Here is a 26113-nt window from a genome sequence, read left to right as displayed (position 1 = left end):
CTACAAATAAAAATCCGCTGTCAAGTTGTTATACCATTCCGAACGACCTCCCATCCCATCCATCAGGGTTACCATAAACTTCTCTACTGTCTTTGGCTGACACAAAACGAACTCTAAAAGACAACGCTTTGGAGTTTTCCTCAGCACTGTTTTTATAGAGACTTCTCTAGAGACATAAAAGCCTGATAAAGAAGATATTGCAAGGAAATGCTCTATATTTTCCACAGGGATAATAACAGAAAACTTTCCATCTTCACACAAGAGCTTTCTTACACCGACAAACAAGTCTTCATAGGTCAATGTATCGGTATGGCGAGCCATATTGCGAGAAGGACTTGGAGCCTTTAAAGAATCGACAAAGAATGGAGGATTTGAAACTATAGCATTATACTTATATCTCGCTTGAAATTCCTGCAATGATGCATGAAATAACTTTATACGCTCACAAAAAGAACTTTCATCTACATTCTCCAAAGCTTGGGTATAGGCGCTTTCGTCTATTTCCACTCCATCAACAGTGCTTTCCGGAAACCGCTGTGCCATCATCAAAGCTATCAGTCCGGTACCCGTTCCGATATCTAAGATGCGTTTTCCACCAGCACTCCAAGCCCCCAAAAGGACTCCATCCGTACCAACTTTCATAGCACAACGCTCTTGACGTACGATAAACTGCTTAAATGTAAATTCTTCATGCTTCATACAACCTATGAAACGACAACTTTCTAAAATTATTGTATCACTCCATTATCTCCATATAATGGATTCGCATGTACTTTACTTATTTTATAGAGACAACGAAGAGTATGTCAATTTTAATTAGTACCTTTGCACTTCGAAAATTGCCCATAAGGGATTTTATTAAGACAGACAATGAACAATAAGAAACAAAACGCATCTATTCAGATGATAGCTGACTACGATGGAGATATTAGCAAACTATTCGAAACCGATGTTACTGGGCAAATTCCCATTCTAGCCACGCGCAATCTTGTACTCTTCCCCGGTGTTGTTACCCCTATTTTAATTGGTCGTGAAACGAGTCTACAACTCATAAATAGACTCAAAAAGAATCCCGATCAATTCTTTGGAGTATTCAGTCAGCAAGACCCGGACATTGACGAGCCATCAAAAGACGACTTATACGAGTATGGTGTATTTGCAAAATTACTACGCGTCTTAGAGATGCCGGGGCCGGGCAATAATCTTACTGCACTCGTACAGGGCTTTGGACGTTGTCAGTTACAAGCCGTAACCAAAAAGAAACCATACTATGCCGGCACCGTCATTCCTATGCCCGAACAACTTCCAGCAGACAATGATAAGGAGTTTAAAGCTGCCGTAGAAGACTTAAAGAAAAGCACAATAGAATACATTCAACTGAATGACGACATCGCAGATGAAACCCAATATGCGCTAAGTAACATTCAGAATGATACTATCGTAGTGGATTTCATTTGTTCCAATATGCCATTTGCAGTCTCTGACAAGATCAAAATGCTAGAGGCAAATAGCCTGATGGATCGCATATATATTGCATTGAAAGTATTGAATAGAGAAATTCAACTTCTTCAACTGAAGCAAAACATCCGTAGCAAAACTCGTGAAGACCTAGACGAACAGCAGAAAGAATACTTCCTCCAACAGCAAATCAAAAATATCAAAGAAGAACTAGGCAATGGTGATGGTTCTCCTGAGCGACATGAACTCGAAGAAAAGGCGAAGTCAAAGAAGTGGCCTGAAGAAGTAGCCGAGGTCTTCTATAAGGAATTGGACAAGTTGGATATGTACAATCCCCAAAGTCCAGAATACAGCGTTCAGGTGAATTATCTGCAAAATATGGTCAATTTGCCATGGGGAGAATATACAGAAGACGACCTTAGATTGACTCGTGCAGAGCGTATTTTGAACCATGACCACTATGGAATGGAAAAGGTTAAGGAGCGTATTCTCGAATACATATCCGTCTTACAACTACGTGGTGACTTGAAATCTCCAATCATTTGCCTTTATGGTCCTCCCGGAGTGGGCAAGACAAGTCTTGGTAAAAGCATCGCATCTGCCCTTAATCGCAAATATGTTAGAATGTCATTAGGTGGCTTACACGATGAAAGTGAGATTAGAGGACATCGTCGTACCTATGTCGGAGCAATGCCCGGACGCATCATCAAGAGTATTCAAAAGGCCGGTTCTAGCAATCCTGTCTTCATTCTTGATGAGATTGACAAAGTCACTCAAAACACTATCAATGGCGATCCGTCATCAGCTTTGCTCGAAGTTTTGGACCCAGAACAAAACAATGCATTCCATGACAACTATCTAGATGTTGACTATGACCTGTCTAAAGTTATGTTCATAGCCACTGCCAACGACTTAAATACGATTCCACGCCCACTACTCGACCGCATGGAAATCATAGAAGTGAGTGGTTATATCACAGAGGAAAAGATAGAAATAGCAAAGAGACACCTCATTCCAAAGGAACTAGAGAATACAGGATTGATAAACTATCACACTGCAATCAAGTTCAACAAACCGTCTTTGGAGACCATTATTGAACAGTATACTCGTGAAAGTGGAGTACGCCAACTAGAGAAGCAAATCAACAAAGCCTTAAGAAAAATGGCTTATGAGAAGGCTGTTCATGGCAGTATTATCTCCCCTAATGTCACTCCAACAATAGCTAAAGACTTGTTAGGGAATCCTCCTTTCTATCGCGATATATACCAAGGTAACGATTATGCCGGAGTTGTTACGGGATTGGCATGGACTAGTGTAGGAGGCGAAATACTCTTCATCGAGACCTCATTGAGCAAAGGTAAGGCCGGAAAACTAACATTAACAGGAAACCTTGGCGATGTAATGAAAGAGAGTGCTGTCATTGCTTTGGAGTACGTAAAGGCCCACGTAGACAGTCTTGGAGTAGATTACAGAATCTTTGACCAGTGGAATATTCACATCCATGTACCGGAAGGAGCCACGCCAAAAGACGGTCCTTCAGCCGGAATTACCATTGCTACATCTATTGCTTCAGCTCTCACCCAGCGTAAGGTCAGAAAAAATGCAGCCATGACTGGCGAGATTACCCTCCGTGGAAAGGTTCTTCCTGTTGGTGGTATCAAAGAAAAAATCCTTGCAGCTAAGCGTGCCGGCATCACAGACATCGTCATGTGCAAAGACAATCGAAAGGATATAGAAGAGATACCGGAGAAGTATAGAACAGGAGTAGAGTTCCACTATGTGGAGAATGTACAAGATGTATGGGATTTTGCATTGACAGATGAGATGGTTAAGAACCCAATAGACCTGACTGTCAAAGACATAGAAACAACGATAGACAAGTAAGATGAAGTTTGAACTACAACACACCGACAACGCCAGCAACGCAAGAACCGGACTTATCACAACTGCACATGGGCAAATAAAGACTCCTATCTTTATGCCCGTGGGTACTTGTGGCTCTGTCAAGGGAGTACATTTCTCCGAATTAATAGAGCAAGTTCAAGCTCAAATCATATTAGGTAACACCTATCATCTCTACCTACGACCGGGCTTAGAGATTCTTAAAGCAGCCGGCGGATTGCATGGTTTCAACGGTTGGCAACGCCCTATCCTCACCGATTCCGGTGGCTTTCAAGTATTTTCATTGACCGGAATACGCAAGCTAACAGAAGAAGGCTGCGAGTTTCGCTCACACATTGACGGCTCGAAACATATCTTCACGCCTGAGAGTGTCATGGATACCGAGCGTATTATTGGTGCAGACATCATGATGGCTTTCGATGAATGTCCACCCGGGCAAAGCGATTATTCTTACGCAAAAAAGAGTCTTGAAATGACACAACGATGGCTTGACCGTTGTATCAAACGCTTCAATGAGACCCAACCTATATATGGTTACGAACAAACTCTGTTCCCTATCGTTCAAGGATGCACCTTCAGGGACTTACGAAGTGAAGCTGCTAAATATGTAGCTGATAAAGGTGCTGATGGCAATGCTATTGGTGGACTGGCCGTTGGTGAACCTACCGAAGTCATGTATGAGATGATAGAAGTGGTCAATGAGATTCTTCCAACCGACAAGCCACGCTACCTAATGGGAGTTGGAACCCCACAAAACATCCTCGAAGCCATAGAACGTGGAGTAGATATGTTCGACTGTGTCATGCCGACACGCAATGGGCGCAATGCCATGTTGTTCACTTACGAAGGCACTATCAATATCCGTAATAAGAAATGGGAAATGGATTTCTCCCCTATCGATGCCAGCGGATGCGAGGTAGATAAGATATATACCAAGGCATATCTTCACCATTTGTTTAAAGCTCAGGAATTGTTGGCCATGCAAATAGCTAGCATCCACAATCTAGCATTCTATCTTCGACTGGTAACCGATGCTAGATTCCACATAGAAAAAGGCGACTTTGTGGCTTGGAAGAACTCTATCATCGACCAACTAGGTCGCCGTGTATAAAGACAGAGTATCTATGGAATATTATAAACTCAGAAAACATCACCAGCGTTATCGCGTAGCACGATGGCTCAGCAAGCATCCGACATGGTTCCATAGGATGCTTAAATGGTGTTATGCTCATACTTCGCGACAGAGACAAGCCCTCCGATGGCTTGCCCATCAGTTGCAATGGCTGAGTGTCTTGAATGTTTTCAAATATATCAAACGCTTGGATTGGTATATCATCAAGAAGTTTATTGGTACCTATATATATTCCATTCTGCTGATTATATCCATCTCCATCGTCTTCGACGTCAATGAGAATTTGGCCAAATTTGCGGAATACCATGCCCCCCTACGTGCTATTGTTTTCGATTATTATCTGAACTTTGTGCCCTACTTCGCCAATTTGTTCAGTCCGCTGTTCGTTTTCATAGCCGTCATCTTCTTTACATCCAAGTTAGCCGGAAACTCCGAGATTATCTCTATGCTGGCCGCAGGTATCTCTTTCAAGCGTCTCATGCGTCCATATATGATTTCCTGTGTACTCATTTCAGCGCTTTCTTTCTATCTTACGGCATATGTCATTCCGCACGGAACCGTCATCCGTCAGAATTTCGAGTCAATGTACAAGAACAAAAAGAAGAATACCTCTGCCGATAATGTACAACTCCAAGTGGACAAAGGTACGATAGCCTACATTCAACATTACGACAACAATGCTAAACGTGGCTACGGCTTCTCGCTTGATAAGTTTGAAAACAAAAAACTAGTCAGCCACATGACAGCCGTAGAAATACAATACGACACCATCTCGGAGTCCAAATACCACTGGACAGTGTCCAATTGGAAAATTAGACAACTCAAAGGATTGCGTGAGCACATCACAAGTGGTACAGAAAAAGATACGCTCATCCAAATGGAACCCACCGATCTCGTCTACTCCAAAGGTCAGCAAGAAACGTTTACCAGTCCGGAATTAAAGGAGTACATATCCAAGCAAATCAACCGTGGATCGGGCAATGTAGTTCAATATCAGGTAGAATATCACAAGCGTATTGCCTCTAGTTTCGCCTCCTTTATCCTCACCATCATCGGTCTTTCGCTCTCTTCCAAGAAACGCAAAGGCGGTATGGGTATGTATTTAGGTATCGGACTGGCATTAAGTTTTATTTATATCATGCTGCAAACTGTCTCTGCGACATTTGCTATTCAGGCTAACACGCCCCCCATCATTGCAGCATGGATACCCAATGTTATATTTGCTGTCGTGGCATATTTCTGCTATCGACATGCACCGAATTAAATTAGAATATGAATTTCGACGAATTAAAATTAAATGAGAATGTATTGGATGCCTTATACGATATGCATTTCGACACATGTACACCCGTACAAGAAAACTGTATACCGGAAATATTAAAGGGTAACGATGTGCTAGGCGTAGCACAAACGGGAACCGGAAAGACGGCAGCCTACTTATTACCAATCCTTAGTAAACTTGATGATGGCGGTTATCCTAGCGATGCCATCAACTGTATCATAATGAGCCCGACCCGCGAACTCGCCCAACAGATAGACCAAGCCATGCAAGGTTTCGGGTATTATCTGCAAAGTGTAAGTAGCGTTGCAGTCTATGGTGGCAACGATGGTAACAGATATGATCAGGAACTCAAGAGTCTGCGACTAGGTGCCGATGTCGTTATCGCTACACCGGGACGCCTCATCTCTCACATCAGTCTAGGCAATGTAGACCTTAGCAAAGTATCATTCTTTGTGCTTGATGAAGCCGATAGAATGCTGGATATGGGATTTTCTGAAGATATTATGACCATAGCCAAAGGCCTACCCAAAACATGTCAGACCATTATGTTCTCGGCTACGATGCCTACAAAGATAGAAGAACTGGCCAAAACGCTGCTGAAGAATCCTACAGAAATCAAATTGGCGGTCAGCAAGCCTGCCGAGAAAATCAAGCAAAGTGCCTACATCTGTCACGAAACACAGAAGCTTGGTATCATCAAGAGCATCTTCAAGAGTGGCGACTTGAAGCGTGTCATCATTTTCTGTGGCAGCAAGATGAAGGTAAAGCAAGTCAACGGTGCGCTACAAGATAAGCACATCAACTCAGGAGAGATGCATTCCGACCTAGACCAAGCAGAACGCGACGACATCATGTTCAAATTCAAGAGCGGTCAGCTGGACGTACTCGTAGCCACAGACATTGTCTCTCGCGGTATCGACATCGACGATATTGCCATGGTCATCAACTATGATGTGCCCCATGATGCAGAAGACTATGTTCACCGTATTGGACGTACGGCACGTGCCGACCGAGATGGCCAAGCTATTACATTGGTCAATGATATGGATATATCTTACTTCCAGCAGATTGAGAAATTCTTAGAAAAAGAGATCGTCAAGAACGAATTGCCAAAGGAATTAGGCAATGGACCGGAATATAAAGCAGACTATCAAAATAGGCGTCAAGGCGATAAGGCGAAGAATAGGCGAAGAAAAGACCGTGAGGTTACGGCACACAAGCGGAAACCAAGTCGCAAAACTAACGATACCACACCTAATGTAGAGCAGGCAGAAAAGCGTTCTCATCATCCTAAAAGGAATCGTAACCGTCGCGACAACAACAATCCTACCCCTCAATCAGCCCCAAAACAAGGGCAAGGCGATGCTGCTAGTCAAAGCAAAGAATACCGTTCCAAGAAAGATAGACCCAATAAAGCAAGGAGAAATGACAGTGGTTCCGAATTCAAAGAACATAAAAAGAATTATCGTCAAAACAAAAAGCAACGTCCACAAAAGAAGCAAGTTACTGCCCAACAACCAGTAAAACAAGAGGGCGGACTGAAGAAATTCTTTAAACGTATCTTTGGTATCAAGAAATAATAGATTAATTTATCAAGGCAGAAATCCATACTATTGGCTTCTGCCTTTTTCATTTTTAATTTACTGCAACGCCTTTCCAGCATCGCTGCAAAGTTTCGCCAACAATCTAGCAAAGCCCCAGCAGCAATTTTGCAAAGCCTCAGCAGCAATCCAAGTACTTCGATATGCCATTTCCATCATAACTATATTAAATTTCTATCACGCACATTTTAAATAAAGGTAACAGTCTTTATATGCAATTGGAAAAAACAGAAATGTATATATAATAAGGTATATATGTAAATTGATATACGTTTTTGAGCACAGAACTATCTTTTTTCTACTTTTTCATAAAATATTCTTTCTTTTTGTTTTTTAATTTGATAGAAATGATTTATCTTTGCAATATCAATAGATAAGAGAATGTTTATGTAGGGCAATAAAAGCTCCATCATCATGCAGGATTCGTTTTACAATTAAATAAAAGACAAGAAGATGAAAGCAACAGAAGTATTAGAGACTCTAAAAAGGAGATTCCCGAATGAACCGGAGTACATTCAGGCTGTGCACGAAGTATTAGTAAGTATTGAGGATGAGTACAATAAACATCCTGAATACGAGAAAGCTAATCTGATAGAACGTCTTTGCATTCCAGATCGTTTGGTACAATTCCGCGTCACATGGGTAGACGATAAGGGCAACGTACAAACCAATATGGGATACCGTATTCAGCACAACAACGTAATTGGTCCGTACAAAGGTGGTCTTCGTTTCCATAAATCTGTAAACCTTTCTATTCTTAAATTCCTTGCTTTCGAGCAGACATTCAAAAACTCACTGACCACTCTTCCCATGGGTGGAGCCAAAGGTGGTTCTGATTTCTCGCCACGTGGCAAATCAAATGCCGAAGTAATGCGCTTCTGTCAAGCTTTTATGAGTGAACTGTACCGCCACATTGGCCCCGACGAAGACGTGCCTGCTGGCGACATTGGAGTTGGTGGACGCGAAGTAGGTTATATGTTTGGCATGTACAAGAAGCTCACCCATCAGTTCCAAGGCATCCTGACCGGTAAAGGTTTAGAATTCGGTGGCTCATTGATTCGCCCTGAAGCAACAGGATATGGAAATGTATACTTCTTGCAAAGCATGCTTGCTACACGCAATGAAAATTTAAAAAACAAAGTTGTATTGGTTTCCGGTTCCGGCAACGTAGCTCAATATACGGTGGAAAAATTGATTCAACTAGGTGCTAAGCCTGTTACACTCTCCGACTCAGATGGATATATTTATGATCCGGATGGAATCACAGCTGAGAAGTTAGCATATGTGATGGAACTGAAAAACGTTGAGCGTGGCCGCATCAAAGAGTACGCAGAGAAATATGGCTGTAAATATGTTGCAGGCGCAAAACCTTGGGCAGAGAAAGCCGACATCGCTACTCCATGCGCTACGCAAAACGAAATCAACGAGGAAGCTGCCAAAACTTTGGTTGCCAACGGAGTGATTGCAGTGAGCGAAGGAGCCAATATGCCCAGCACACCGGAGGCTATTCAGGTATTCCAAGATGCAAAAATTCTCTACTGTCCGGGTAAGGCATCTAACGCAGGAGGCGTAGCTGTATCAGGCCTTGAGATGTCTCAAAACTCTGAAAGAATCCATTGGACACGCGAAGAGGTTGATGCCAAACTCTTCAACATTATGAAAGACATTCATGAGAATTGTGTGAAGTATGGTACACAACCCGATGGTTACATCAATTATGTAAAGGGTGCAAACGTAGCAGGATTTATGAAAGTAGCGAAAGCTATGATGGCTCAAGGTATTGTATAAACGATATTGCGATTAAAATAAATGAGAAAGGGGAAGCTAGTTTTATTCTAGCTTCCCCTTTACTGTACAAAATTATTAGTAAGAATTATTTTGAGCATATTTGAATAATTCTTATATTTGTGTTCAAATCTATTAAACACAAACTTATACATCACCATGAAAACAAACCGATTGACTTATGCGTTTCTCCTAGTACTTGCCTGTTGCCTCTGCGCATGTGAACATGTTGACATGGAGAAATATGCAAGTGGAGATGGAGTCGACATCACCTTTAGAGTTGATAAACTAGAACAAATCCCCTTTGAAACGTCAAATATCACTTCAAGAGCGGTCAACGATCTATCAAAAGTATGCTCAAGAATTAATCTTGCTGTATTTGAAGGCGAAAACAAAGTTACTTCTTTTGACCAGACTTCGGATACTCCGGGCTTTGGGACTCTTAAAATCAAACTCCCCAAAGGCAACTATACAATAGTGATAGTCGCCCATAGTGGATTAGGTAATGCAACCTTATCCAGCCCTACAAAGGTTAGTTTCTACAAAAACAAAGTAACAGATACGTTTAATTATGTAGCTAACATAACGGTGGGTGACCAATCCTCTGACTACAATATTGAGTTAAAAAGAGCTGTTGCCAAGTTCCGGCTACGCATCAACGACGACCAAATACCGGCAGAAGTCAAACAGTTTAAATTCTATTATACCGGTGGAAGTAGCACATTGAACTGTGTCACAGGATTTGGAGAAGTCAACTCACGCCAAACGGAATATAGGGATATTCCGACTAAATCTTCTGATGGATACTATATCTTCGATGTCTATACCTTTCCACATGCAGATGGCAAAGAATTAAAAATGAAAATAGATGCAATAGACGTAGCAGGGAATAGCATTCAGGGAGCTGAATTTCCACTCGTACCTGTAACAACCAACCGAATTACACAATACACCGGACAGTTTTTTAGTGGCATTCAAGCCAACTCACCAGCAGGAATTAAAATTTCAATAGATGATAGTTGGGATTCAAGCTATTATAATGTAACTTTCTAAATACGAAATAATGAAAGCTTCAACAAATAACCCTTAAGTTGGAGCGGTGCGTACGAGACTCGAACTCGTGACCTCCTGCGTGACAGGCAGGCATTCTAACCAACTGAACTAACGCACCAAAGTGCTTTATCGAAGAGGTTTCAGGCGGTGCGTACGAGACTCGAACTCGTGACCTCCTGCGTGACAGGCAGGCATTCTAACCAACTGAACTAACGCACCTTATAGACCATCTTGTCAATTGCGAGTGCAAAGGTAACGATTATATTTTATTCCACCAAGAATCAAACAACTTTTTTATAGAAAAGTTTGCAATAATAATGCAGAATGAGCACATCCATCTTCCAAGAGCCAATCTTTAAGCTCTGAAGAGGCATGAAAGCCACACTTCTCCAACAGTTTGATTGATACTGTGTTCCGTTTATCGACAATTGCATATAATTGATGCATATTCAATGTCTTCTTACAATAGGCCATGACTTGCTTGATGGCAGCTCCGGCATAGCCCTTTCGACGATATTGACTCATAATAACAAAGCCTATCTCTGCTCGAAGATGCCGAGGACTGAAGTCAACTACATCAACTACCCCTACTCCATAACCATCTTCATTGAGTATCATCAGTCGAACTTGCTTATCAGTATAGATATCACAAGTAGAATTCGCAATATAATCATGTAGCAAATACTTAGAATAAGGCACACTAGTCGCCCCTACATTCCATACAGATTTATCGTTCTCTATCTTATAAAGTATATCCAAATCCTCCGGTTCTAAAGCCCTCAAAGTTACTTTACTCATCTGTCAGCACCTCCTTTGCTGTTATTAACCAATGATATTGTGGATAGAATAGTCCTAAATGAATATTATCTTTAGGATTCTCCGAAAGCGTATCTATGATAGTATCATATCTAAATCTATCGGTATCAAATACGATACATAACTCTCCTGTGAGATTTTCAGAACACAATTTATCAATATCAAGCTGCTCATTTTCATTTAACACCTTCGGATGAAGATCTAATCCATGCCCTTGTGCAAACTTCTCGAAAAGCAATATTTGTTCCTCATCACCCCAATAATAATATGTCATAGGCGCAACAATGCTCGGCAACAATCCCAACTTCTTTTTCAACTGTTCAATCAATAGCCCTACTAAAGCCTGCCCGGCTTTCAGTCCAATGGCTAATTGTATAGCCCAGAATACCAAAAAGCAAAGATTTTGGTTGTATTTTCGAAAGAAGATAAGCATTGCTTTGTAGAATACGTGGACATAACGAAAAGAAGATTTCTTCGTACTCTCACCTTTATAATGCAAGATAGACAATGGCAAATAATTGTTCTTCCAGCCATTCTGCAACAGTCGATAGGACAAATCAATGTCTTCACCATACATAAAGAAGGCTTCATCTAGCAAGTCTTTATCTTTGATGGCACCATTTCTTACCAAAAAGAAAGCCCCACTGACAATCTCTATTTCGCAAACTTCATCCCAAGAAAGATACCCCATGTAATAATGTCCGAACCGATGATGCGCCGGAAAACGACTACATAGTCCAATCAACTTATAGAACGCAGTCATGGGGGTAGGAATTCCACGTCGCGATTCTGGCGCCTTTTGTCCGGTTTCTGATACCATTCTGACACCAGCACCACCTATTTTCGGATCTTCGTCCATCTTCTTCAAGGCTTCACGAAGTACGTCCTCCCCTACGATTGTATCGGGATTGAGCAATAAGACATACTCTCCCACAGCTTGTCTAAAAGCTATATTATTGGCTCTGGAAAATCCTAAGTTATCACTATTCTGTATGATTTTAACCCAAGGAAAGTTTTTTTTCAGCAATGAAACAGTACCATCTGTAGAATGATTGTCCACCACAAACACCTCTGCCTCTATCTCTTGCAAAGCCTTAGACAATGATAGAAGGCACTGCGCAAGATAGTATTTGACTTGATAACTGACGATAATAACCGATAATTTCAAACTTCTTGGGTTTCAGAGAGACAACGCGACAAAGATGGATAAATAAAACAAGCACTCAATAAGAGGATGATTCCCATATATCCGAAAGCTACATTCATAAACATATAATATAAGAATGTATTAGCAACTAGCGGAATCATTAATAACAATAGGCGAAGGATAGCCAATCGCCTATAAGCGCCCGATGTCTCAGAAGAGCTAGAAATAATCTGCTTCTCTACTTTTGTGAAATGAAACAATCTCAATGCTAGTGGAATCACGCAGATGGTTAGCAACTCCATCACAACCGCCCAAAGAAATTCAGCACTCTTATCTGTAGTCCAATCACCCGGTAACAACAAGTCGCTCTCAAACAAAACAACCATCAGCAGAGACAGTACGATACTTCCCCAGAACAATCCTAATAATATATTACAGGTTCTTCTCATGCTATAAACTAACTTTTAAACGGTATACGATTCACGATAGAACGCCCCAATGTTACTTCGTCCGTATACTCCAATTCATTTCCTACCGAGATACCACGCGCAATAACAGAGATATGAATATCGAAAGGTGCGAGCTTCTTCGATATATAGAAATTGGTGGTATCGCCTTCCATGGTCGACCCCAAAGCCAAAATCACCTCCTCTACATCGCCTTGTTGTACCCTATCTACCAATGAATCAATCTCCAAATCGCTAGGACCGACACCATCCATGGGTGATATAACACCACCCAATACATGATATAACCCTCGATATTGTTGTGTATTCTCTATAGCCAACACATCTTGTACATTCTCAACGACGCAAACCATGGAGGCATCTCGTTTAGGATCTCCACATATAGAGCAAATATCCGTATCGCTGATATTATGGCATACGGTACAATATTTCACCTCATGACGCAGTCGATGAATCGCTTCAACAAAGCTATCCACCGACTGTGAAGATTGTCTAAGCTGATACAAAACCAGACGTAGAGCCGTTCTACGCCCTATGCCCGGCAACTTAGAGAACTCATCTACTGCTTTTTCAAGTAGCGAAGATGGGTATGATTCGTACATTACAGATAGACTCCTATACCGATTTTAAGACCAATCGTGGAATAATCACTGTGCTTCTTGAACGACTGGTCATAATAAATGGCAGGCTCAATTGTCACCGTACGACTTAAAAAGAAAGCGTATCCAACCTCTACACCCGGCATCAAATCATTGTAATGAGGTGCATGTTTATACTTACAATTTACTCCGAGGAAGATACCATTCTGCTCAATATAATAGCGACCACCTACACCCAAACTGTAGCTATCGCCTATCCCGTCATTACCAATGTGCGAATATCCGACCGTACCATAAGCCATCAAATCATCGACAATCATATATCCGGCCTGTGCCTGAAGGCCATAACTGAAATGACTCAAGCCATTATAACTCATATTCAAGCCTGTCAATGAACCTCCTATATACGTCTTGCCACCTTCAAACTGGGCATTTGCTGCTACCGTCATAAGCAAAGCAGCAATCATTAAAACTATTTTTTTTCTCATTACAAATTGATATTATTGATTAATATTATACTGTTTCCTATACCATACGAAGAACCATACCAACGAAGCAACCAATACTACAATGCTCCCTACATAAGATTTTGACTGGCTTAGTCCGAACGCTTGCTTTGAAACCAGCAAAAACGTCGAGCACACTACTGTCATAAAGACAGCCGGAACCAAACTAATGACAAAGGGTTTCTTACGTTGAACTAGATACACCGTCGTCGTCCAAAGAGCGAATACTGCCAGTGTTTGGTTTGCCCAGCCAAAATATTGCCAAATGACATTGAATCCATTAGGATTCTCCATCTGCCAAATGAGCAGCCCAAGAGCTAACACAAACATCGGCACAGCAATATACAGACGCTTATGCAGGGCCTTCTGTTCAAGCCCTAAAGACTCTGCTACGATAAGTCGAGCACTTCTAAAAGCCGTATCACCACTCGTAATCGGTGCAGCCACGACACCCAACAAAGCCAATATACCACCGGCAACACCCAGCCATCCTTCACAGATATACTTGACAACGGAAGGTGCATCGAAATATTGTACAAGCGTCTTACCACCTTCAAACTGGGCAATAAACTGATTGGCAACTTCCGGTGAAACCACCTCTTTCCATCCTCCATGATAGAAAAAGTAGATAGATACCGTAGCCCAAATCAATGCTACGATCCCCTCGGTTATCATTGCACCATAGAAGATTGGACGCCCTTGCTTCTCGCTCTTCATACAACGAGCCATCAATGGACTCTGAGTCGCATGGAATCCACTAATAGCTCCACATGCAATCGTTATAAATAAACAGGGGAATATAGGGTTGGTTTCGGCAAATTGAGATACGCCCAACCAAGCCGGGACAGCATTCAAATTGCTCGTAGGCAAGTCGCTCCATAGCTCTGGCAGTGTAGGCATCTTCAAAAACAGACCTATCAAGAGAGCTACAGCCATAAAAAGAAGCGAGAAAGCAAAAAGTGGATATATCTTACCTATAATCTTATCTATAGGCAACAACGTCGCTATGATATAATAAATGAAGATAAGCAGAATCCAAAGAAGTTTGCTACCCACAATATTAGACAGAACGATAGCCGGGCTATATACGAATACCACGCCCACCATCATCAATAGTAATACTGAGAAGACAAGCATGACCTTCTGCGTCCTTAATCCCAAATATCTTCCAACCAAGTCGGGCAAACCTGTACCATCATGCCGAACCGACAACATACCACAAAAATAATCATGCATAGCTCCGGCAAATATACATCCCAACACTATCCACAAATAGGCATAAGGACCATACCATGCTCCCATGATAGCACCGAAAATAGGACCGGTACCGGCAATATTTAAAAATTGAATCATGAATACCTTCCACCCCGGAAGCACCACATAGTCCACTCCATCGGCCTTTGCTACAGCAGGCGTCGGCCGATTATCCGGTCCGAAAACATGCTCTACAAAACGCCCATAAATGAGATAACCCACTATTAAAGCCAATAGACTAAGTGTAAAAGATATCATTATAATATGAATTTAAGCCTATTGCAAAAGTAAACATTAAATTTGAAAAGAGAAAAAATATAAGTACCTTTGTGACTAATTTGCAACAATAAACACCCAATAAATGAATAGAATAATAGCAATCATTATAACGCTGTTTCTCTTATGTTTCGACAGCACGATCGTGGCTCAAAAAAGTAAATACGAGGTTCGAGCCGTATGGCTTACCACCATTGGCGGTCTAGACTGGCCACATCGCTATGCTCGTTCATCTACCTCTATCGAAGCACAAAAACAAGAACTCATTCAAATCCTTGACAAGTTGCAAGAAGCAGGTATCAATACGGTATTGTTGCAAACTCGTATTCGCGGAACCGTCATCTATCCATCACGCTATGAGCCTTGGGATGGGTGCATGAGTGGCATTCCGGGGCGCTCTCCGGGCTACGATCCATTACAATTTGCCATCTCCGAATGCCATAAACGCGGCATGGAATTGCAAGCATGGGTCGTGACAATACCCATCGGGAAGTGGAATGGACTGGGTATCAAGAACCTTAAAAATCAAAGAGTAACGACACTCAAAAAGATAGGTGCCGATGGATACATGAGTCCTGAGGATGCCCGTACAGGCGAGTACCTGAGTCGGATATGTAGCGAGATAGTAGAGAACTACGATGTTGACGGTATCCACCTCGACTACATTCGCTATCCGGAGACATGGAATATCAAGATTCCCAAAGACCGTGCACGTCAATATATCACCGATATTGTAAGTCGCATACACGATGCCGTCAAAAGCCGAAAACCTTGGGTGAAACTCAGTTGTTCTCCTGTGGGAAAAGCCGACGACTTGACAAGATACTATAGCTACGACTGGAATGCTTATAATAAGGTATGTCAAAATGCACAAGGATGGCTACGCGACGGCCTGATGGACGAACTTTTCCCCATGATGTACTTCCGTGGAAACCAGTTCTACCCTTTTGCTATCGATTGGTCTGAACAAGCTAGTGGTCGAATAATTGTATCCGGACTAGGCATCTACTTCATGTCTCCGGCAGAAAAAAACTGGGATTCCAGCGTCATTGAACGTGAAATGCACATGTTACGCAGCTATAAATTGGGCTACGCCTTTTTCCGTAGCAAGTTTTTCACCGACAATCTGAAAGATATTTACGACTTCACAGCGAAATTCAACCGACATCCGGCTTTGGTTCCGCCAATGACATGGGCCTCCAAACAAACTCCCCCGGCACCTCAAAATCTCCGATTGGAGAAACAGATACTAAAATGGGAGAAAGCCGACGACACCTATTATAATATATATAGCAGTAGCACTTGGCCTATAGACATACAGAATGGAGACAATCTTTTAGCCGCAAAGATAGCCACCGACTACTTGGAAATAGAAGATACAAACATGTATTATGCTGTCACAGCAATGGATAGATACGGCATAGAGAGTCGGCCAAGTACCATAAGACAAGTTTCTCCCAAACAAGATATAAACGTTTCGCTACCATGCGATGGGCGGAAAGTGACCATTCCTGCACTCTATTTACAAGACTCCCCTAATCTCACCGTGGCAATTACAAGCCTCACTGGTGTCATCCTCTCAACTGCCACAGTGCGTACCAACAATGTTGATGTGCATCAACTCGCTAATGGTTCATACATCTTACGTACCCTTAGTGCCAACGGTCAAAGCCATCGTATCGGTTATTTTACGATTAATAGATAATCGGCAGATACATTTCTATCCTCCCAATCCCACAGATATGAGATAGCCTCTCACCTATTTATTTACCCATTTACCTGTTAACCTCAAAACTGCAATGGCCTGGCAACATCGCTGCCCCGACTCCGCAGTAATACTGAAAAGCACCAACAGCAATGTTGACAAGCTTTTGCAGCAAATGAAGGTTATAAGTTTATCTGTTTGTTTATGTCTCTAGACACCTAAGATTAAAATACTTAAATACTTTGACCGTTTTGTGATAGAAGTGCAAAGCATACATACCGATATAACCACAATACAGCATCCTACACTTCTCGGTAAAGAATAATCTAATCCTGCTGTTAACCTATGGACTACAATGAATAAATAACACTGAAAAATATAAATCCCTATTGAATTCTGTCCAAGAGTTGATATAACATGGGAAATATTCTTTCGAAAGTCCGTGGATAAGAAACATCTCCCAACCTTCCGCATAAAAGTAATAGGAGCGAATGTAATCGGCTGATTACAAAAGGAAAACATAATATAGAATAATAAAAGGTGAACGATTTGGAAACGAGCGAGTTTCTTTCCCTCTCTTTATTCTGCAATGCCTCAAAGACCACTTACCTAACATTGCAAAGGTAGTCTTTATTTTCGATGAAAACAAGAGAAATCCACACTTTTATCAGTCCGTTTCATTTTTCCGCACTTGAATTGCCGTTTTATGCCCAAAGCCCATCTCATCGTGAATTTGCTGTTAAAAACTTCCTTTTTATTGTCTTCATCATCCTTTTGTGTGTTAAAAATAAAATTTTTCTGTGCAATTCCTTGCAAATTAAAGAAGAATAACCTATATTAGCGCTTAGGAAAAAACAACTTAAACGTTCATGCTTATGAAGACAACGTTGATTTTACCAATTTCAGCCCCCTTGACATTGTCTTACCCTGAAAATAAGATACATAATACCAATAACTTAATAAAACTTCCACATGGTGCAGGCAGCATTCATGCAAAAGTTTCAGGGTATTATTCTTCTATCCAGCCATTTACTGGTGGTAAAACGGTACGCCAATGGCTAAGTACTCAAAGTTATGATGCTCAATATAAATTTGGAATTGAAACATTAAAGAAATTTGGATGGAATCCTTAAAAAAAATAGAAACGGCTTATAGGAAGTTTGAAGAAGCTGCAATAAAGCATGCTGAAGCAACAGAAACAGGTAATTACGCACAAGCAAACAAAAGCTATCAGGTAATAGCTAAAAGTGCTCGTTATTTAAAAGAGACAAATAGCCTAAAGCAATTGTCTAAACTTCTATATAGCGAATCTGTTGGTGCTCGCATGTGGGCTGCAACATATCTTTTGGCTATTTTTGAACGCAATGCTATGCAAATATTGCAAAGTATTGCAAGTAGTAATAATATTCACTCGCTAACAGCTAAAATGACTATAGATGAGTGGGAAAAAGGGACCCTAGTATTATAACCCAGTAATGCTCCAAATTGGGAGTTGTCAGAATAACTACTCGATAATCAATTTGGTTCTAAATAATTAGGTATAAAGGTAGGGATAAGATTCTCTGCCTTTTGCAATATTTGTAACCCAATACAAAGAAGAAATGACCTTACGAGAACGCTTCGGCACTTTATGCGCCAGATTGGGAGTCGAGTTCCTATGTCCGCATTGCAGTTCAACGGAAATTATCAAAAGTACGAAGAATAGCATGAACAAAAAAGATGAGAGCAATAAATCGGAAAGGATGACGTTAAATAGTTGATAACCATCAATATGGAGGTCTATGGATAAGTCGGAAATCACATCAATATCCTTGCCGGTATCGGCAAATATAAATAAACGCTTGCAAAGCAACTGTCAGGAAATGAAAGACAAATGACAATGGAATACAAGAGTTTTACATACAACATGGTACCGCCCCTTTTTGCAGTCTGCTTCATCGAAGGCTGTCCGCAGGCGCCCACCTGCCTAAGACATTTTGCAGGAACATTCATACCCAGTGTCATTCACACGGGTTCTGCCGTCTATCCCACAGCATTGAACACTGGAAAATGCGCCGAGTTCAAACCGTTGCGGATCATGCGCGGAGCATGGGGATTTGATACCATCTTTGCTGAAGTGAAACAAAAAGACAGCACGAGGCTGCGCAACGACATCAAGCAGTTCTTGGGCGGACATGGCACCTATTATCGCTACTACAATGGCAGCCGCCTGCTCACTCCCGAACAGCAGGAGTGGATTATCAGTCTTTTCCGCAACTATGGATATACGGACAATCTCACATTTGATCACTACGAGGATGTTTACGATTTCTCCTAACTATTTCCGAGATAGACTACCGCACCCTGGTACTGTCGATACCGTATTGTTATATTACCAGTACCACATTGCGGTAGTAACAGTACCGTATCTTGGTACTCATAATGACAGTATCGACCGTCTCGTCAAAGTAACCGACATAGCGAGTAACATGCTTGGCGTAAAGAACAATGCTCCACTCCCACAGAGCGGCAAGGCTGGCGGACAGATGAGCTACAGCTATACGTATGACCCATTGTATCGTTTGGCAAGCGCAACAGGTACTTATAAGGGAACGGACAATAAAGCCGCTTCTTATACGTTATCTATGGGCTACGACAATATGCACCGTATCACGAGCAAGAAGCAACATCTCTCACAGACAGGTGTGCAGTTCGAGGGCACGCTCAATGCAGGCTATGACCTGACCTATATCTACGGTAGCAGTGAGGGCAAGAAGTTCCAATTGGATAACGTGCGTGATCTGAACTACCGCACGGAAGCAACACCTACCGACAGTACGACCATCAACAACGGTCACAAGTACGAGTACGATGCCAACGGCAACCTCGTCTATATCAACACGAGCCGTGTGAAGAAGGACGGCAAGGAAGACGAAAAGGCCAGCGAACAGAAGTACCGCTGGGATGAAGAGAATCGTCTTCTTGCTACTGATGAGAACGGTTTTGTAGCTAACTATTGGTATGATGCAGATGGTGAGCGCACGGTGAAGTCAAGCGGTGAGAACGAAGAGATTTACGTGAACTCCGACTTCTCAGGCGGACGCACCAATACGGCAAAGTTCTCATTGTACGTCAGCCCTTACCTCGTTGCAGGACAGGGCGGCAAGTACACCAAGCACATCTACATCGGTAGTCAGCGTGTCGTTTCCAAGATTGGCGACTTCGACTCTTACGGCTCTGATCCACGCCGCATCCTGTATGCAGGTAGTGAGACTGATGGCCTGTCTGTTGATTATAAGGTTAAATATACTCAACAGTTGCAGGTTATCAAGGATAATTATGCAACCTTTGCAGTGCCGTACAATGGCGAGGACAACAACGACTATGTCGATGGCAAAGGCTTCTGCTGCAATGACGGCAGTTTGGAGGCGGCGCAGGCACGTGTTATGGCACGAGCAGCGAAGAACAACTTCCAAGAAGGCGATGCATACGAGAAGATGCAGTTCTACTACCACCCAGACCACTTGGGTAGCAGTAGTTACATTACCAACCTTGACGGTGAGGTGGTGCAGCATATAGAGTATGTTCCTTTCGGCGAGGTCTTCATCGAGGAGCGCAACAGTGTATGGAACACGCCCTATCTCTTCAATGCAAAAGAGTTTGATGAGGAAACAGGTCTGTACTACTACGGTGCTCGCTACTATGATCCACGTCTAAGCCTTTGGATGTCAACAGATCCGATGGAGTTGATATATTCTTGGATTTCGAGTTATTGTTACACAACAAATAATCCAATTCGTTACTCTGATCCAAATGGGAAGGAATATGATGAAGTAGTTGATGATAACTCTATCACCCTAAGAGCGGTAATTTTTGCCACAAAGGATTCATATAAAGAAGCGCAAGTTTCGGCTGGGATTCTCAATAACCAAAGTGGTAAGTGGACATATGATTTTACTGTAAAGAACGGATCTGTTAAAGAGGAGCATAGCCTTGATATTAAATTTGATGTTACTGTGGAATTAGTTGAGCCACAAGAGGGCTATCCTGCGAAAGCTGCGCTTCAAAGTGCATTGACAAGTTCGGATAGAACTTGCCTGAATGCATTCCAAGTAGTTTCCGATGATAAACTAAAAGAACTTGTCAATGGAAGTACTATGGGAGGAAATTATATAGAAGTAAAGGAATCCAGACAAGGGACTGAAACAGGTGCTCATGAAATAGGTCATGCTATGGGCCTTAAACACTCTTCAAAAGGTCTTATGACAGCAGAATCGTCTAATCCTTCACGAAGCAGAAATTTAGACAGAGGCAGTGTTAAGGATATGATTAGCTATCCCCTAAAAGGGAAGGTTAACAGTGAGTATGACCCACATAAAGGAGCAGATATCCCAACTGGTAAAGGTACTCTTATAAATAATTCCAAATTTACTGTCCAGCAGCTAAAAAAAGGAAAAGTTAATGAAAAAAAATAATATTATGCAAGGCTTCTCCAATGCACTTATTAATATGATGGCACTTTTCAGTGCCATCATATTAAACTCATGTGTATCTACTCAATACAACATCAATCAAAACATCCCACCCAAAGAAGCATGTGCTTTTGTTTTAGATACGATTCATATTAATAATCCAGTCATTATTGAATATAACAATATTCGATATGTTGTTGACACTCCAAACGTAGACTCTATACCTCAAAAGGATATATATGCCTATTTAGACTCTACCTTCCATTACTTGTTAGGAGATAATATATTTTATGATCTTCCAAACTTTCTATATGACAAAGTCATTAAGTTTTATAATGATGAAGTCTGTGAGTATGTCATTGATTCAAATAGAAAAAATTATAATATATTATATTTCAAGACGCATCCAAAACGCTTTATCTTAGTCGCCTTAAATATAGCTTATTATAACAAAAAACATTCTTCAATAGATGCACTGCAATTCATTCGATCTGATTCGCCATTAAATACGTATGTTTTAATTGCTTATCCCATTGTATGAACGATGATGAGGCAATAAACACGAGCCGTATGATGAACGACGGACATAGGGACAACAGCGTCGGTGAGCGCAAGCTCATCTGGGACGAGGAGAACCGCCTGCTTTCAGTGGACGACAACGGCTTCGTGTCCAACTATTGGTATGACGCCGACGGTGAGCGTACCGTAAAGACCTCCGGCGAAAGCGACCAGGTATATGTCAACGGAGTATTCTCCGGCGGCTCGACCAACACAGCCAAGTTCTCGCTCTACGTCAGTCCTTACCTTGTCGCAAATCAGGGTGGCCGCTATACCAAACATATCTACGCAGGTTCGCAGCGAATCGTGTCGAAAGTAGGCGATTTCGCCTCCTACGGTTCAGACCCGCGCCGCATAGAGTATGCCGGAAGCGAGACTGACGGACTGTCAGTTGACTACAAGTCCAAGTACGCCGCACAGCAATTGGTTATCAAAGACCACTACCAGTTCTTTGATGTTCCCTACAACGGATCGGACAATAACAACTATGCCGACGGTGAGGGATTCTGCTGCAACGACGGCACATTGGAGGCTGCACAGGCCAAGGCAATGAGGAAGGCCCAGAGCCGCGCGGTTGCCAAGTCCTTCAAAGACCCCGATAACTACGAGAACCTCCAGTTTTTCTATCATCCTGACCACTTAGGCAGTTCAAGCTTCATCACCAATCTTGACGGTGAGGTGGCTCAGCATATCGAATATGTGCCATTCGGCGAAATATTTATCGAAGAGCGCAACAACACTTGGAACACACCTTACCTCTTCAATGCCAAGGAGTTTGACGAGGAGACGGGAATGTACTATTATGGTGCAAGGTACTATGAGCCGAGGTTGAGTCTTTGGATAAGTGTGGATCCGATGGAAGAAAAATATCCCAATATTGGAGGATATGTATATTGTGTAAATAATCCTGTGAAATTTGTGGATTTGGATGGAAGAGACTGGATACTATCAGTAGGTAACAGAGTTTATTGGTATGGAGGAAAAGTTGGAAATAAAAAACATTTAATGTACACTTTTAAAGCCACATCTGGATATAAGGGGTTAGATACGAAAGGAACTTATTGGAATCTTCAAAAAGCCAAATATCAAAATGTTAGGAATGGGGGGCCTACAGCTGAAGGTACATATCACATAAACCTCAAACCAGATCCTAATCGAGTAGCAGAAACTGATACTAAGACTGGTGCATTAAAAAAGAATCCTAGTGGTGGCATAGAGAAAATTCCTGATTTTGTAGAAAATCCCAATAAACGTGGATATGGCTGGACATATGAAGAATGGGGAAAGAATAGAGCCTCGTTAACTCCAGACAAAGTAACAGGTGCTACAAATGAAGAAAGAGATAATAACTCATATTATTTTCATGATTCTCAAAAAGGATATTCGCATGGTTGTACAGAAGTAGAAACAGAGTTGTTTAATAAGCTTAATGATTATCGAAAAGCAGGACATGATAGAATTGATGTAATAGTGAAATACCTTGGTCCAAATCATTCAACAAATGGAGGAACAAAGAAAAATGAGAAAAACAAATAATTTATTGTTATTGTTATTATTATTGTTTAATTTCAATAGTTCTTATTCACAAGTAGATTTAGATAGTATAAAGATTAAACCTATCAACAAAGTTTATTCTATTTCAGACACTATTTCACTTTCCCTTTATAATAAGAGCAGTGAAAAAATTTATATGTTGATTTCTTTAGAGAAAAAAAGGGGAAGGGAGTGGAAGTTATATTTATCTGATATTTTTCAAAAAGATAGTATTTTTATGGTAAAGAATATTTTATATTTGAATAGCTTAGAGAAAAGAAATGAATATTGGAAAATTAAAAATAATATGTATCATAAGAAAAATAAAAATTTATATAGATTTTTATTTCATGTAGGAACTTCTCCAGATCGATTATCTCTTGTTAGATATTCAACAGTCTTTTATGTGGGTAATGCTCCAAAAAGGGAGTTGTAAAAATAATCACTTGATTTTCAAAAGATTTCTTTAATAATATGCATAAAGGCAGGGATAAAGTCTCTGCCTTTTGCTATCTTTACAAGAAAAAACAACGAAATCATGAACCAGCAAGAATGTTTTGGGACTTTATCAGGGTGCAGACAACAAGTCGGCTACCTACACGCTTGCCATGGGGTATGACAACATGCATCGTATCACTAGCAAGAAACAACAGGTGACGCAGAGTGCCATCCAGTTCGAGGGAACACTCCATGCAGGTTACGACTTGACCTATGCATATCAGAAGGAAGACGGTCACAAGTTCCAGCTTGACAATGTTCGTGATATGAACTACCGCACAGAGGAGACTCCTACGGACAGCACGACCATCAACAACGGTCATAAGTATGAGTATGATGCTAACGGTAATCTTGTCTACATCAATACCAGCCGTGTGAAAAAGGACGGCAAGGAAAATGACAAGGCAAGCGAGCAGAAGTACCGTTGGGACGAGGGAAACCGCTTGTTGGCAGCCGATGAGAACGGCTTTGTAAGCAACTATTGGTATGATGCTGATGGCGAGCGCACGGTGAAGACCTCGGGCGAAAACGAAGCTATCTTTGTCAATTATCGTGCAAGTCGAGCGCAATGACAAACTTGTTTAAACATTGCCGAGGCGCAGCCGATAATCAGAGTAACTAACTTCAGAATTCTCCGGTGGCAACACCGCTACCTCACGCTTCTCACTGTATGTCAGTCCATATCTTGTTGCAGGACAGGGTGGTAAGTATACCAAGCACATCTACATCGGTAGCCAGCGCATTGTATCTATGTTGGGTGACTTGTCATCTTACGGTGCCGACCCACGAAGAATTCCATACGCAGGTAATGAGGCTGACGGTCTAAAAGTTGATTATAAGACAAAATATGGTCAGCAATTGCAGGTTATTAAGGATAATTATCGTACCTTTGACATCGCCTACAACGGTCTGGATAATACCGACTATGTGAACGGGAAGGGATTCTGTTGTGATGACAATACCCCTGAGGCTGCACAGGCAAGGGCGATGGTCAGAACAAGAGCAAGTGAAGCTGGTGGCACTAACGAAAAGTTGCAGTTCTACTACCACCCTGACCACTTGGGTAGCTCAAGCTACATCACCAACTTGGACGGTGAGGTCATGCAGCACATTGAGTATGTACCGTTCGGCGAGGTGTTCATTGAGGAAAGAAACAACACTTGGAATACGCCCTATCTCTTCAATGCGAAAGAATTTGACGAGGAGACAGGTATGTACTACTATGGTGCGAGATACTATGAGCCGAGGCTTAGTTTGTGGATGGATACAGATCCGTTGCAAGAAAAATACCCGAGTATAAGCAGTTATTGTTATACCTCAAACAATCCAACTAAATATATTGATCCCAATGGGAAAAGTATGAAAGAATATGATACAGACGGAACTGTAATTAGTGATTTAGGGGGTAACAAAATTGATTTTATACATCAAAAAAAATGGAGATGTTAAAATAGTAAACAAAGAGAATGGGCATACAAATACTATAAGCAAAGGTAAAAAATTTATATACAATTATACACATCGTAACAATTCTATTTCATGGAAGGATATAACAAAGGAATTCGTTAAAGAAGAAGGACCGAAGAAGAGTCTTTTAAGTGACTTTTCTGAAAGTAAAGAAGGAGTATTTTCCTCTTTATCTAAATTCAATTCTGTATATGGCTTAGCAGCTCGTTCTGATGTGTTGAAATCGAATAAAAGCAAAAATTCAGTTGTGGTAACTAGTTTGTATGCTAATCCTCTTACAGCAGGGCTTGATATGTGGGAACAAATGATAGGCGAGGCAAATATTTCTTGGTACGATTTAGGAAATAAAGTTTTGTTTATGATGGTGGATTCAAAATCAAATATTTCACTATTTTACCATCTTCCATTCATTAATAATAAAGAAAGGGGGGAAAGCGGATTCGGTTATGGCAATACATATCAAACGTATATGTGGACGGAATCAAAAAGCAGCATTAAAAAAAATAATGATTTATATTGGGAATATCTACAAATAAAAATGAGTACAATGACTAGACCATAAATGAGAATGAGAAGATCTGTAGTAATCATATTGAGACCTCTGCAAAACCTTCATTTATAGA

Annotated in this window: 21 protein-coding genes, 2 tRNA genes and 2 pseudogenes; 16 read left to right on the top strand and 9 right to left on the bottom strand. The window is 41.3% G+C overall.

The annotated features are described in order from the left end of the window. Entirely contained in the window at positions 1-699 is a 699-nt protein-coding gene (locus tag HMPREF3034_RS06140) for a tRNA1(Val) (adenine(37)-N6)-methyltransferase (RefSeq protein ID WP_062434058.1), read from the bottom strand. A gap of 171 nt (positions 700-870) precedes the next feature. On the opposite strand from HMPREF3034_RS06140, the gene lon reads away from it, so the two are divergent. From lon to HMPREF3034_RS06110, 6 genes are all read left to right on the top strand, one after another. After that, entirely contained in the window at positions 871-3342 is a 2472-nt protein-coding gene (lon, locus tag HMPREF3034_RS06135) for an endopeptidase La (protein WP_062434055.1), read from the top strand. Between the two features lies 1 nt (position 3343). Beyond that, positions 3344-4471: a tRNA guanosine(34) transglycosylase Tgt gene (gene tgt / locus HMPREF3034_RS06130; RefSeq protein ID WP_062434052.1), complete on the top strand. Its 1128-nt coding sequence runs from the start codon at positions 3344-3346 to the stop codon at positions 4469-4471. A gap of 13 nt (positions 4472-4484) precedes the next feature. Continuing rightward, positions 4485-5756 carry an LptF/LptG family permease gene (locus tag HMPREF3034_RS06125; RefSeq protein WP_036900714.1) on the top strand — a complete coding sequence of 424 codons (1272 nt, stop codon included), beginning with the start codon at positions 4485-4487 and terminating at the stop codon, positions 5754-5756. Between the two features lie 8 nt (positions 5757-5764). After that, positions 5765-7354 (top strand): DEAD/DEAH box helicase, encoded by a 1590-nt coding sequence (locus tag HMPREF3034_RS06120; RefSeq protein ID WP_062434049.1) that lies wholly within the window; start codon positions 5765-5767, stop codon positions 7352-7354. A 474-nt stretch (positions 7355-7828) separates the two neighbouring features. After that, complete coding sequence (locus tag HMPREF3034_RS06115; RefSeq protein WP_036900712.1) at positions 7829-9163, top strand: NADP-specific glutamate dehydrogenase; 1335 nt, start codon at positions 7829-7831, stop codon at positions 9161-9163. A gap of 231 nt (positions 9164-9394) precedes the next feature. Beyond that, complete coding sequence (locus HMPREF3034_RS06110) at positions 9395-10213, top strand: FimB/Mfa2 family fimbrial subunit (protein ID WP_062434046.1); 819 nt, start codon at positions 9395-9397, stop codon at positions 10211-10213. A gap of 44 nt (positions 10214-10257) precedes the next feature. Here the strand turns inward: HMPREF3034_RS06110 and HMPREF3034_RS06105 are convergent. The 8 genes from HMPREF3034_RS06105 to HMPREF3034_RS06070 all read right to left on the bottom strand — a co-directional run bounded on the left by HMPREF3034_RS06105 (position 10258) and on the right by HMPREF3034_RS06070 (position 15260). Continuing rightward, a tRNA-Asp gene (locus HMPREF3034_RS06105) sits at positions 10258-10331 on the bottom strand. 27 nt (positions 10332-10358) lie between these two features. Next, positions 10359-10432: transfer RNA gene (locus HMPREF3034_RS06100), tRNA-Asp, on the bottom strand. 75 nt (positions 10433-10507) lie between these two features. Then, the gene (locus HMPREF3034_RS06095; RefSeq protein WP_062434042.1) at positions 10508-11011 is read right to left on the bottom strand and encodes a GNAT family N-acetyltransferase; all 504 of its coding nucleotides are present in this window, start codon (positions 11009-11011) and stop codon (positions 10508-10510) included. After that, complete coding sequence (locus HMPREF3034_RS06090; RefSeq protein WP_036900533.1) at positions 11004-12197, bottom strand: glycosyltransferase family 2 protein; 1194 nt, start codon at positions 12195-12197, stop codon at positions 11004-11006. Before HMPREF3034_RS06090 ends, HMPREF3034_RS06095 begins: the two co-directional genes overlap by 8 nt. After that, the gene (locus HMPREF3034_RS06085; RefSeq protein ID WP_036900531.1) at positions 12194-12625 is read right to left on the bottom strand and encodes a hypothetical protein; all 432 of its coding nucleotides are present in this window, start codon (positions 12623-12625) and stop codon (positions 12194-12196) included. Before HMPREF3034_RS06085 ends, HMPREF3034_RS06090 begins: the two co-directional genes overlap by 4 nt. Before the next feature lie 8 nt (positions 12626-12633). Further along, positions 12634-13245 (bottom strand): recombination mediator RecR, encoded by a 612-nt coding sequence (gene recR, locus HMPREF3034_RS06080; RefSeq protein WP_036900529.1) that lies wholly within the window; start codon positions 13243-13245, stop codon positions 12634-12636. Continuing rightward, positions 13245-13730 carry an outer membrane beta-barrel protein gene (locus HMPREF3034_RS06075; protein WP_036900527.1) on the bottom strand — a complete coding sequence of 162 codons (486 nt, stop codon included), beginning with the start codon at positions 13728-13730 and terminating at the stop codon, positions 13245-13247. Before HMPREF3034_RS06075 ends, recR begins: the two co-directional genes overlap by 1 nt. 12 nt (positions 13731-13742) lie before the next feature. After that, the gene (locus HMPREF3034_RS06070; RefSeq protein WP_036900525.1) at positions 13743-15260 is read right to left on the bottom strand and encodes a carbon starvation CstA family protein; all 1518 of its coding nucleotides are present in this window, start codon (positions 15258-15260) and stop codon (positions 13743-13745) included. 103 nt (positions 15261-15363) lie between these two features. Here HMPREF3034_RS06070 and HMPREF3034_RS06065 point away from each other — a divergent pair, with 103 nt between their 5' ends. The 10 genes and pseudogenes from HMPREF3034_RS06065 to HMPREF3034_RS06010 all read left to right on the top strand — a co-directional run bounded on the left by HMPREF3034_RS06065 (position 15364) and on the right by HMPREF3034_RS06010 (position 26052). Then, positions 15364-16983, top strand: a complete 1620-nt coding sequence (locus HMPREF3034_RS06065; protein WP_062434040.1) for a family 10 glycosylhydrolase — start codon at positions 15364-15366, stop codon at positions 16981-16983. An 875-nt stretch (positions 16984-17858) separates the two neighbouring features. Next, a complete protein-coding gene (locus HMPREF3034_RS06055; protein WP_197421738.1) occupies positions 17859-18116 on the top strand; it encodes a hypothetical protein in 258 nt (85 codons plus the stop codon). Continuing rightward, complete coding sequence (locus HMPREF3034_RS06050; RefSeq protein WP_062434034.1) at positions 18104-18451, top strand: DUF2019 domain-containing protein; 348 nt, start codon at positions 18104-18106, stop codon at positions 18449-18451. Before HMPREF3034_RS06055 ends, HMPREF3034_RS06050 begins: the two co-directional genes overlap by 13 nt. 405 nt (positions 18452-18856) lie before the next feature. Beyond that, the gene (locus HMPREF3034_RS06040; RefSeq protein ID WP_231725618.1) at positions 18857-19300 is read left to right on the top strand and encodes a DUF6078 family protein; all 444 of its coding nucleotides are present in this window, start codon (positions 18857-18859) and stop codon (positions 19298-19300) included. Continuing rightward, positions 19281-21437, top strand: coding sequence for an RHS repeat domain-containing protein (locus HMPREF3034_RS06035; protein WP_231725617.1), 2157 nt, complete (start codon positions 19281-19283; stop codon positions 21435-21437). Before HMPREF3034_RS06040 ends, HMPREF3034_RS06035 begins: the two co-directional genes overlap by 20 nt. Next, positions 21424-21975 (top strand): hypothetical protein, encoded by a 552-nt coding sequence (locus HMPREF3034_RS06030; RefSeq protein ID WP_036900505.1) that lies wholly within the window; start codon positions 21424-21426, stop codon positions 21973-21975. Before HMPREF3034_RS06035 ends, HMPREF3034_RS06030 begins: the two co-directional genes overlap by 14 nt. A 14-nt stretch (positions 21976-21989) precedes the next feature. Next, a pseudogene (locus HMPREF3034_RS12280) lies at positions 21990-23528 on the top strand (RHS repeat domain-containing protein); the annotation flags it as partial. After that, positions 23512-23961, top strand: coding sequence for a hypothetical protein (locus HMPREF3034_RS06020; RefSeq protein WP_156431055.1), 450 nt, complete (start codon positions 23512-23514; stop codon positions 23959-23961). The pseudogene HMPREF3034_RS12280 and the gene HMPREF3034_RS06020, both read left to right, overlap by 17 nt. A 187-nt stretch (positions 23962-24148) precedes the next feature. Next, positions 24149-25379, top strand: a pseudogene (locus HMPREF3034_RS12275) (RHS repeat domain-containing protein); the annotation flags it as partial. 58 nt (positions 25380-25437) lie between these two features. Continuing rightward, on the top strand, positions 25438-26052 hold the full coding sequence (locus tag HMPREF3034_RS06010; protein ID WP_062434030.1) for a hypothetical protein: 615 nt from the start codon (positions 25438-25440) through the stop codon (positions 26050-26052). The last annotated feature ends 61 nt before the right edge of the window (positions 26053-26113 follow it).

Origin of the sequence: Prevotella sp. DNF00663 (assembly GCF_001553265.1) — a bacterium.
GTDB lineage: Bacteria > Bacteroidota > Bacteroidia > Bacteroidales > Bacteroidaceae > Prevotella.
This window is presented reverse-complemented; position numbering and strand designations above follow the sequence as displayed.

Coding starts and splice junctions, on each gene's coding strand:
- HMPREF3034_RS06140 (WP_062434058.1), bottom strand. CDS start 699: ATGAAGCATGAAGAATTTACATTTAAGCAGTTTATCGTACGTCAAGAG.
- lon (WP_062434055.1), top strand. CDS start 871: ATGAACAATAAGAAACAAAACGCATCTATTCAGATGATAGCTGACTAC.
- tgt (WP_062434052.1), top strand. CDS start 3,344: ATGAAGTTTGAACTACAACACACCGACAACGCCAGCAACGCAAGAACC.
- HMPREF3034_RS06125 (WP_036900714.1), top strand. CDS start 4,485: ATGGAATATTATAAACTCAGAAAACATCACCAGCGTTATCGCGTAGCA.
- HMPREF3034_RS06120 (WP_062434049.1), top strand. CDS start 5,765: ATGAATTTCGACGAATTAAAATTAAATGAGAATGTATTGGATGCCTTA.
- HMPREF3034_RS06115 (WP_036900712.1), top strand. CDS start 7,829: ATGAAAGCAACAGAAGTATTAGAGACTCTAAAAAGGAGATTCCCGAAT.
- HMPREF3034_RS06110 (WP_062434046.1), top strand. CDS start 9,395: ATGGAGAAATATGCAAGTGGAGATGGAGTCGACATCACCTTTAGAGTT.
- HMPREF3034_RS06095 (WP_062434042.1), bottom strand. CDS start 11,011: ATGAGTAAAGTAACTTTGAGGGCTTTAGAACCGGAGGATTTGGATATA.
- HMPREF3034_RS06085 (WP_036900531.1), bottom strand. CDS start 12,625: ATGAGAAGAACCTGTAATATATTATTAGGATTGTTCTGGGGAAGTATC.
- recR (WP_036900529.1), bottom strand. CDS start 13,245: ATGTACGAATCATACCCATCTTCGCTACTTGAAAAAGCAGTAGATGAG.
- HMPREF3034_RS06075 (WP_036900527.1), bottom strand. CDS start 13,730: ATGAGAAAAAAAATAGTTTTAATGATTGCTGCTTTGCTTATGACGGTA.
- HMPREF3034_RS06070 (WP_036900525.1), bottom strand. CDS start 15,260: ATGATATCTTTTACACTTAGTCTATTGGCTTTAATAGTGGGTTATCTC.
- HMPREF3034_RS06065 (WP_062434040.1), top strand. CDS start 15,364: ATGAATAGAATAATAGCAATCATTATAACGCTGTTTCTCTTATGTTTC.
- HMPREF3034_RS06055 (WP_197421738.1), top strand. CDS start 17,859: ATGAAGACAACGTTGATTTTACCAATTTCAGCCCCCTTGACATTGTCT.
- HMPREF3034_RS06050 (WP_062434034.1), top strand. CDS start 18,104: ATGGAATCCTTAAAAAAAATAGAAACGGCTTATAGGAAGTTTGAAGAA.
- HMPREF3034_RS06040 (WP_231725618.1), top strand. CDS start 18,857: ATGACAATGGAATACAAGAGTTTTACATACAACATGGTACCGCCCCTT.
- HMPREF3034_RS06035 (WP_231725617.1), top strand. CDS start 19,281: ATGTTTACGATTTCTCCTAACTATTTCCGAGATAGACTACCGCACCCT.
- HMPREF3034_RS06030 (WP_036900505.1), top strand. CDS start 21,424: ATGAAAAAAAATAATATTATGCAAGGCTTCTCCAATGCACTTATTAAT.
- HMPREF3034_RS06020 (WP_156431055.1), top strand. CDS start 23,512: ATGAGAAAAACAAATAATTTATTGTTATTGTTATTATTATTGTTTAAT.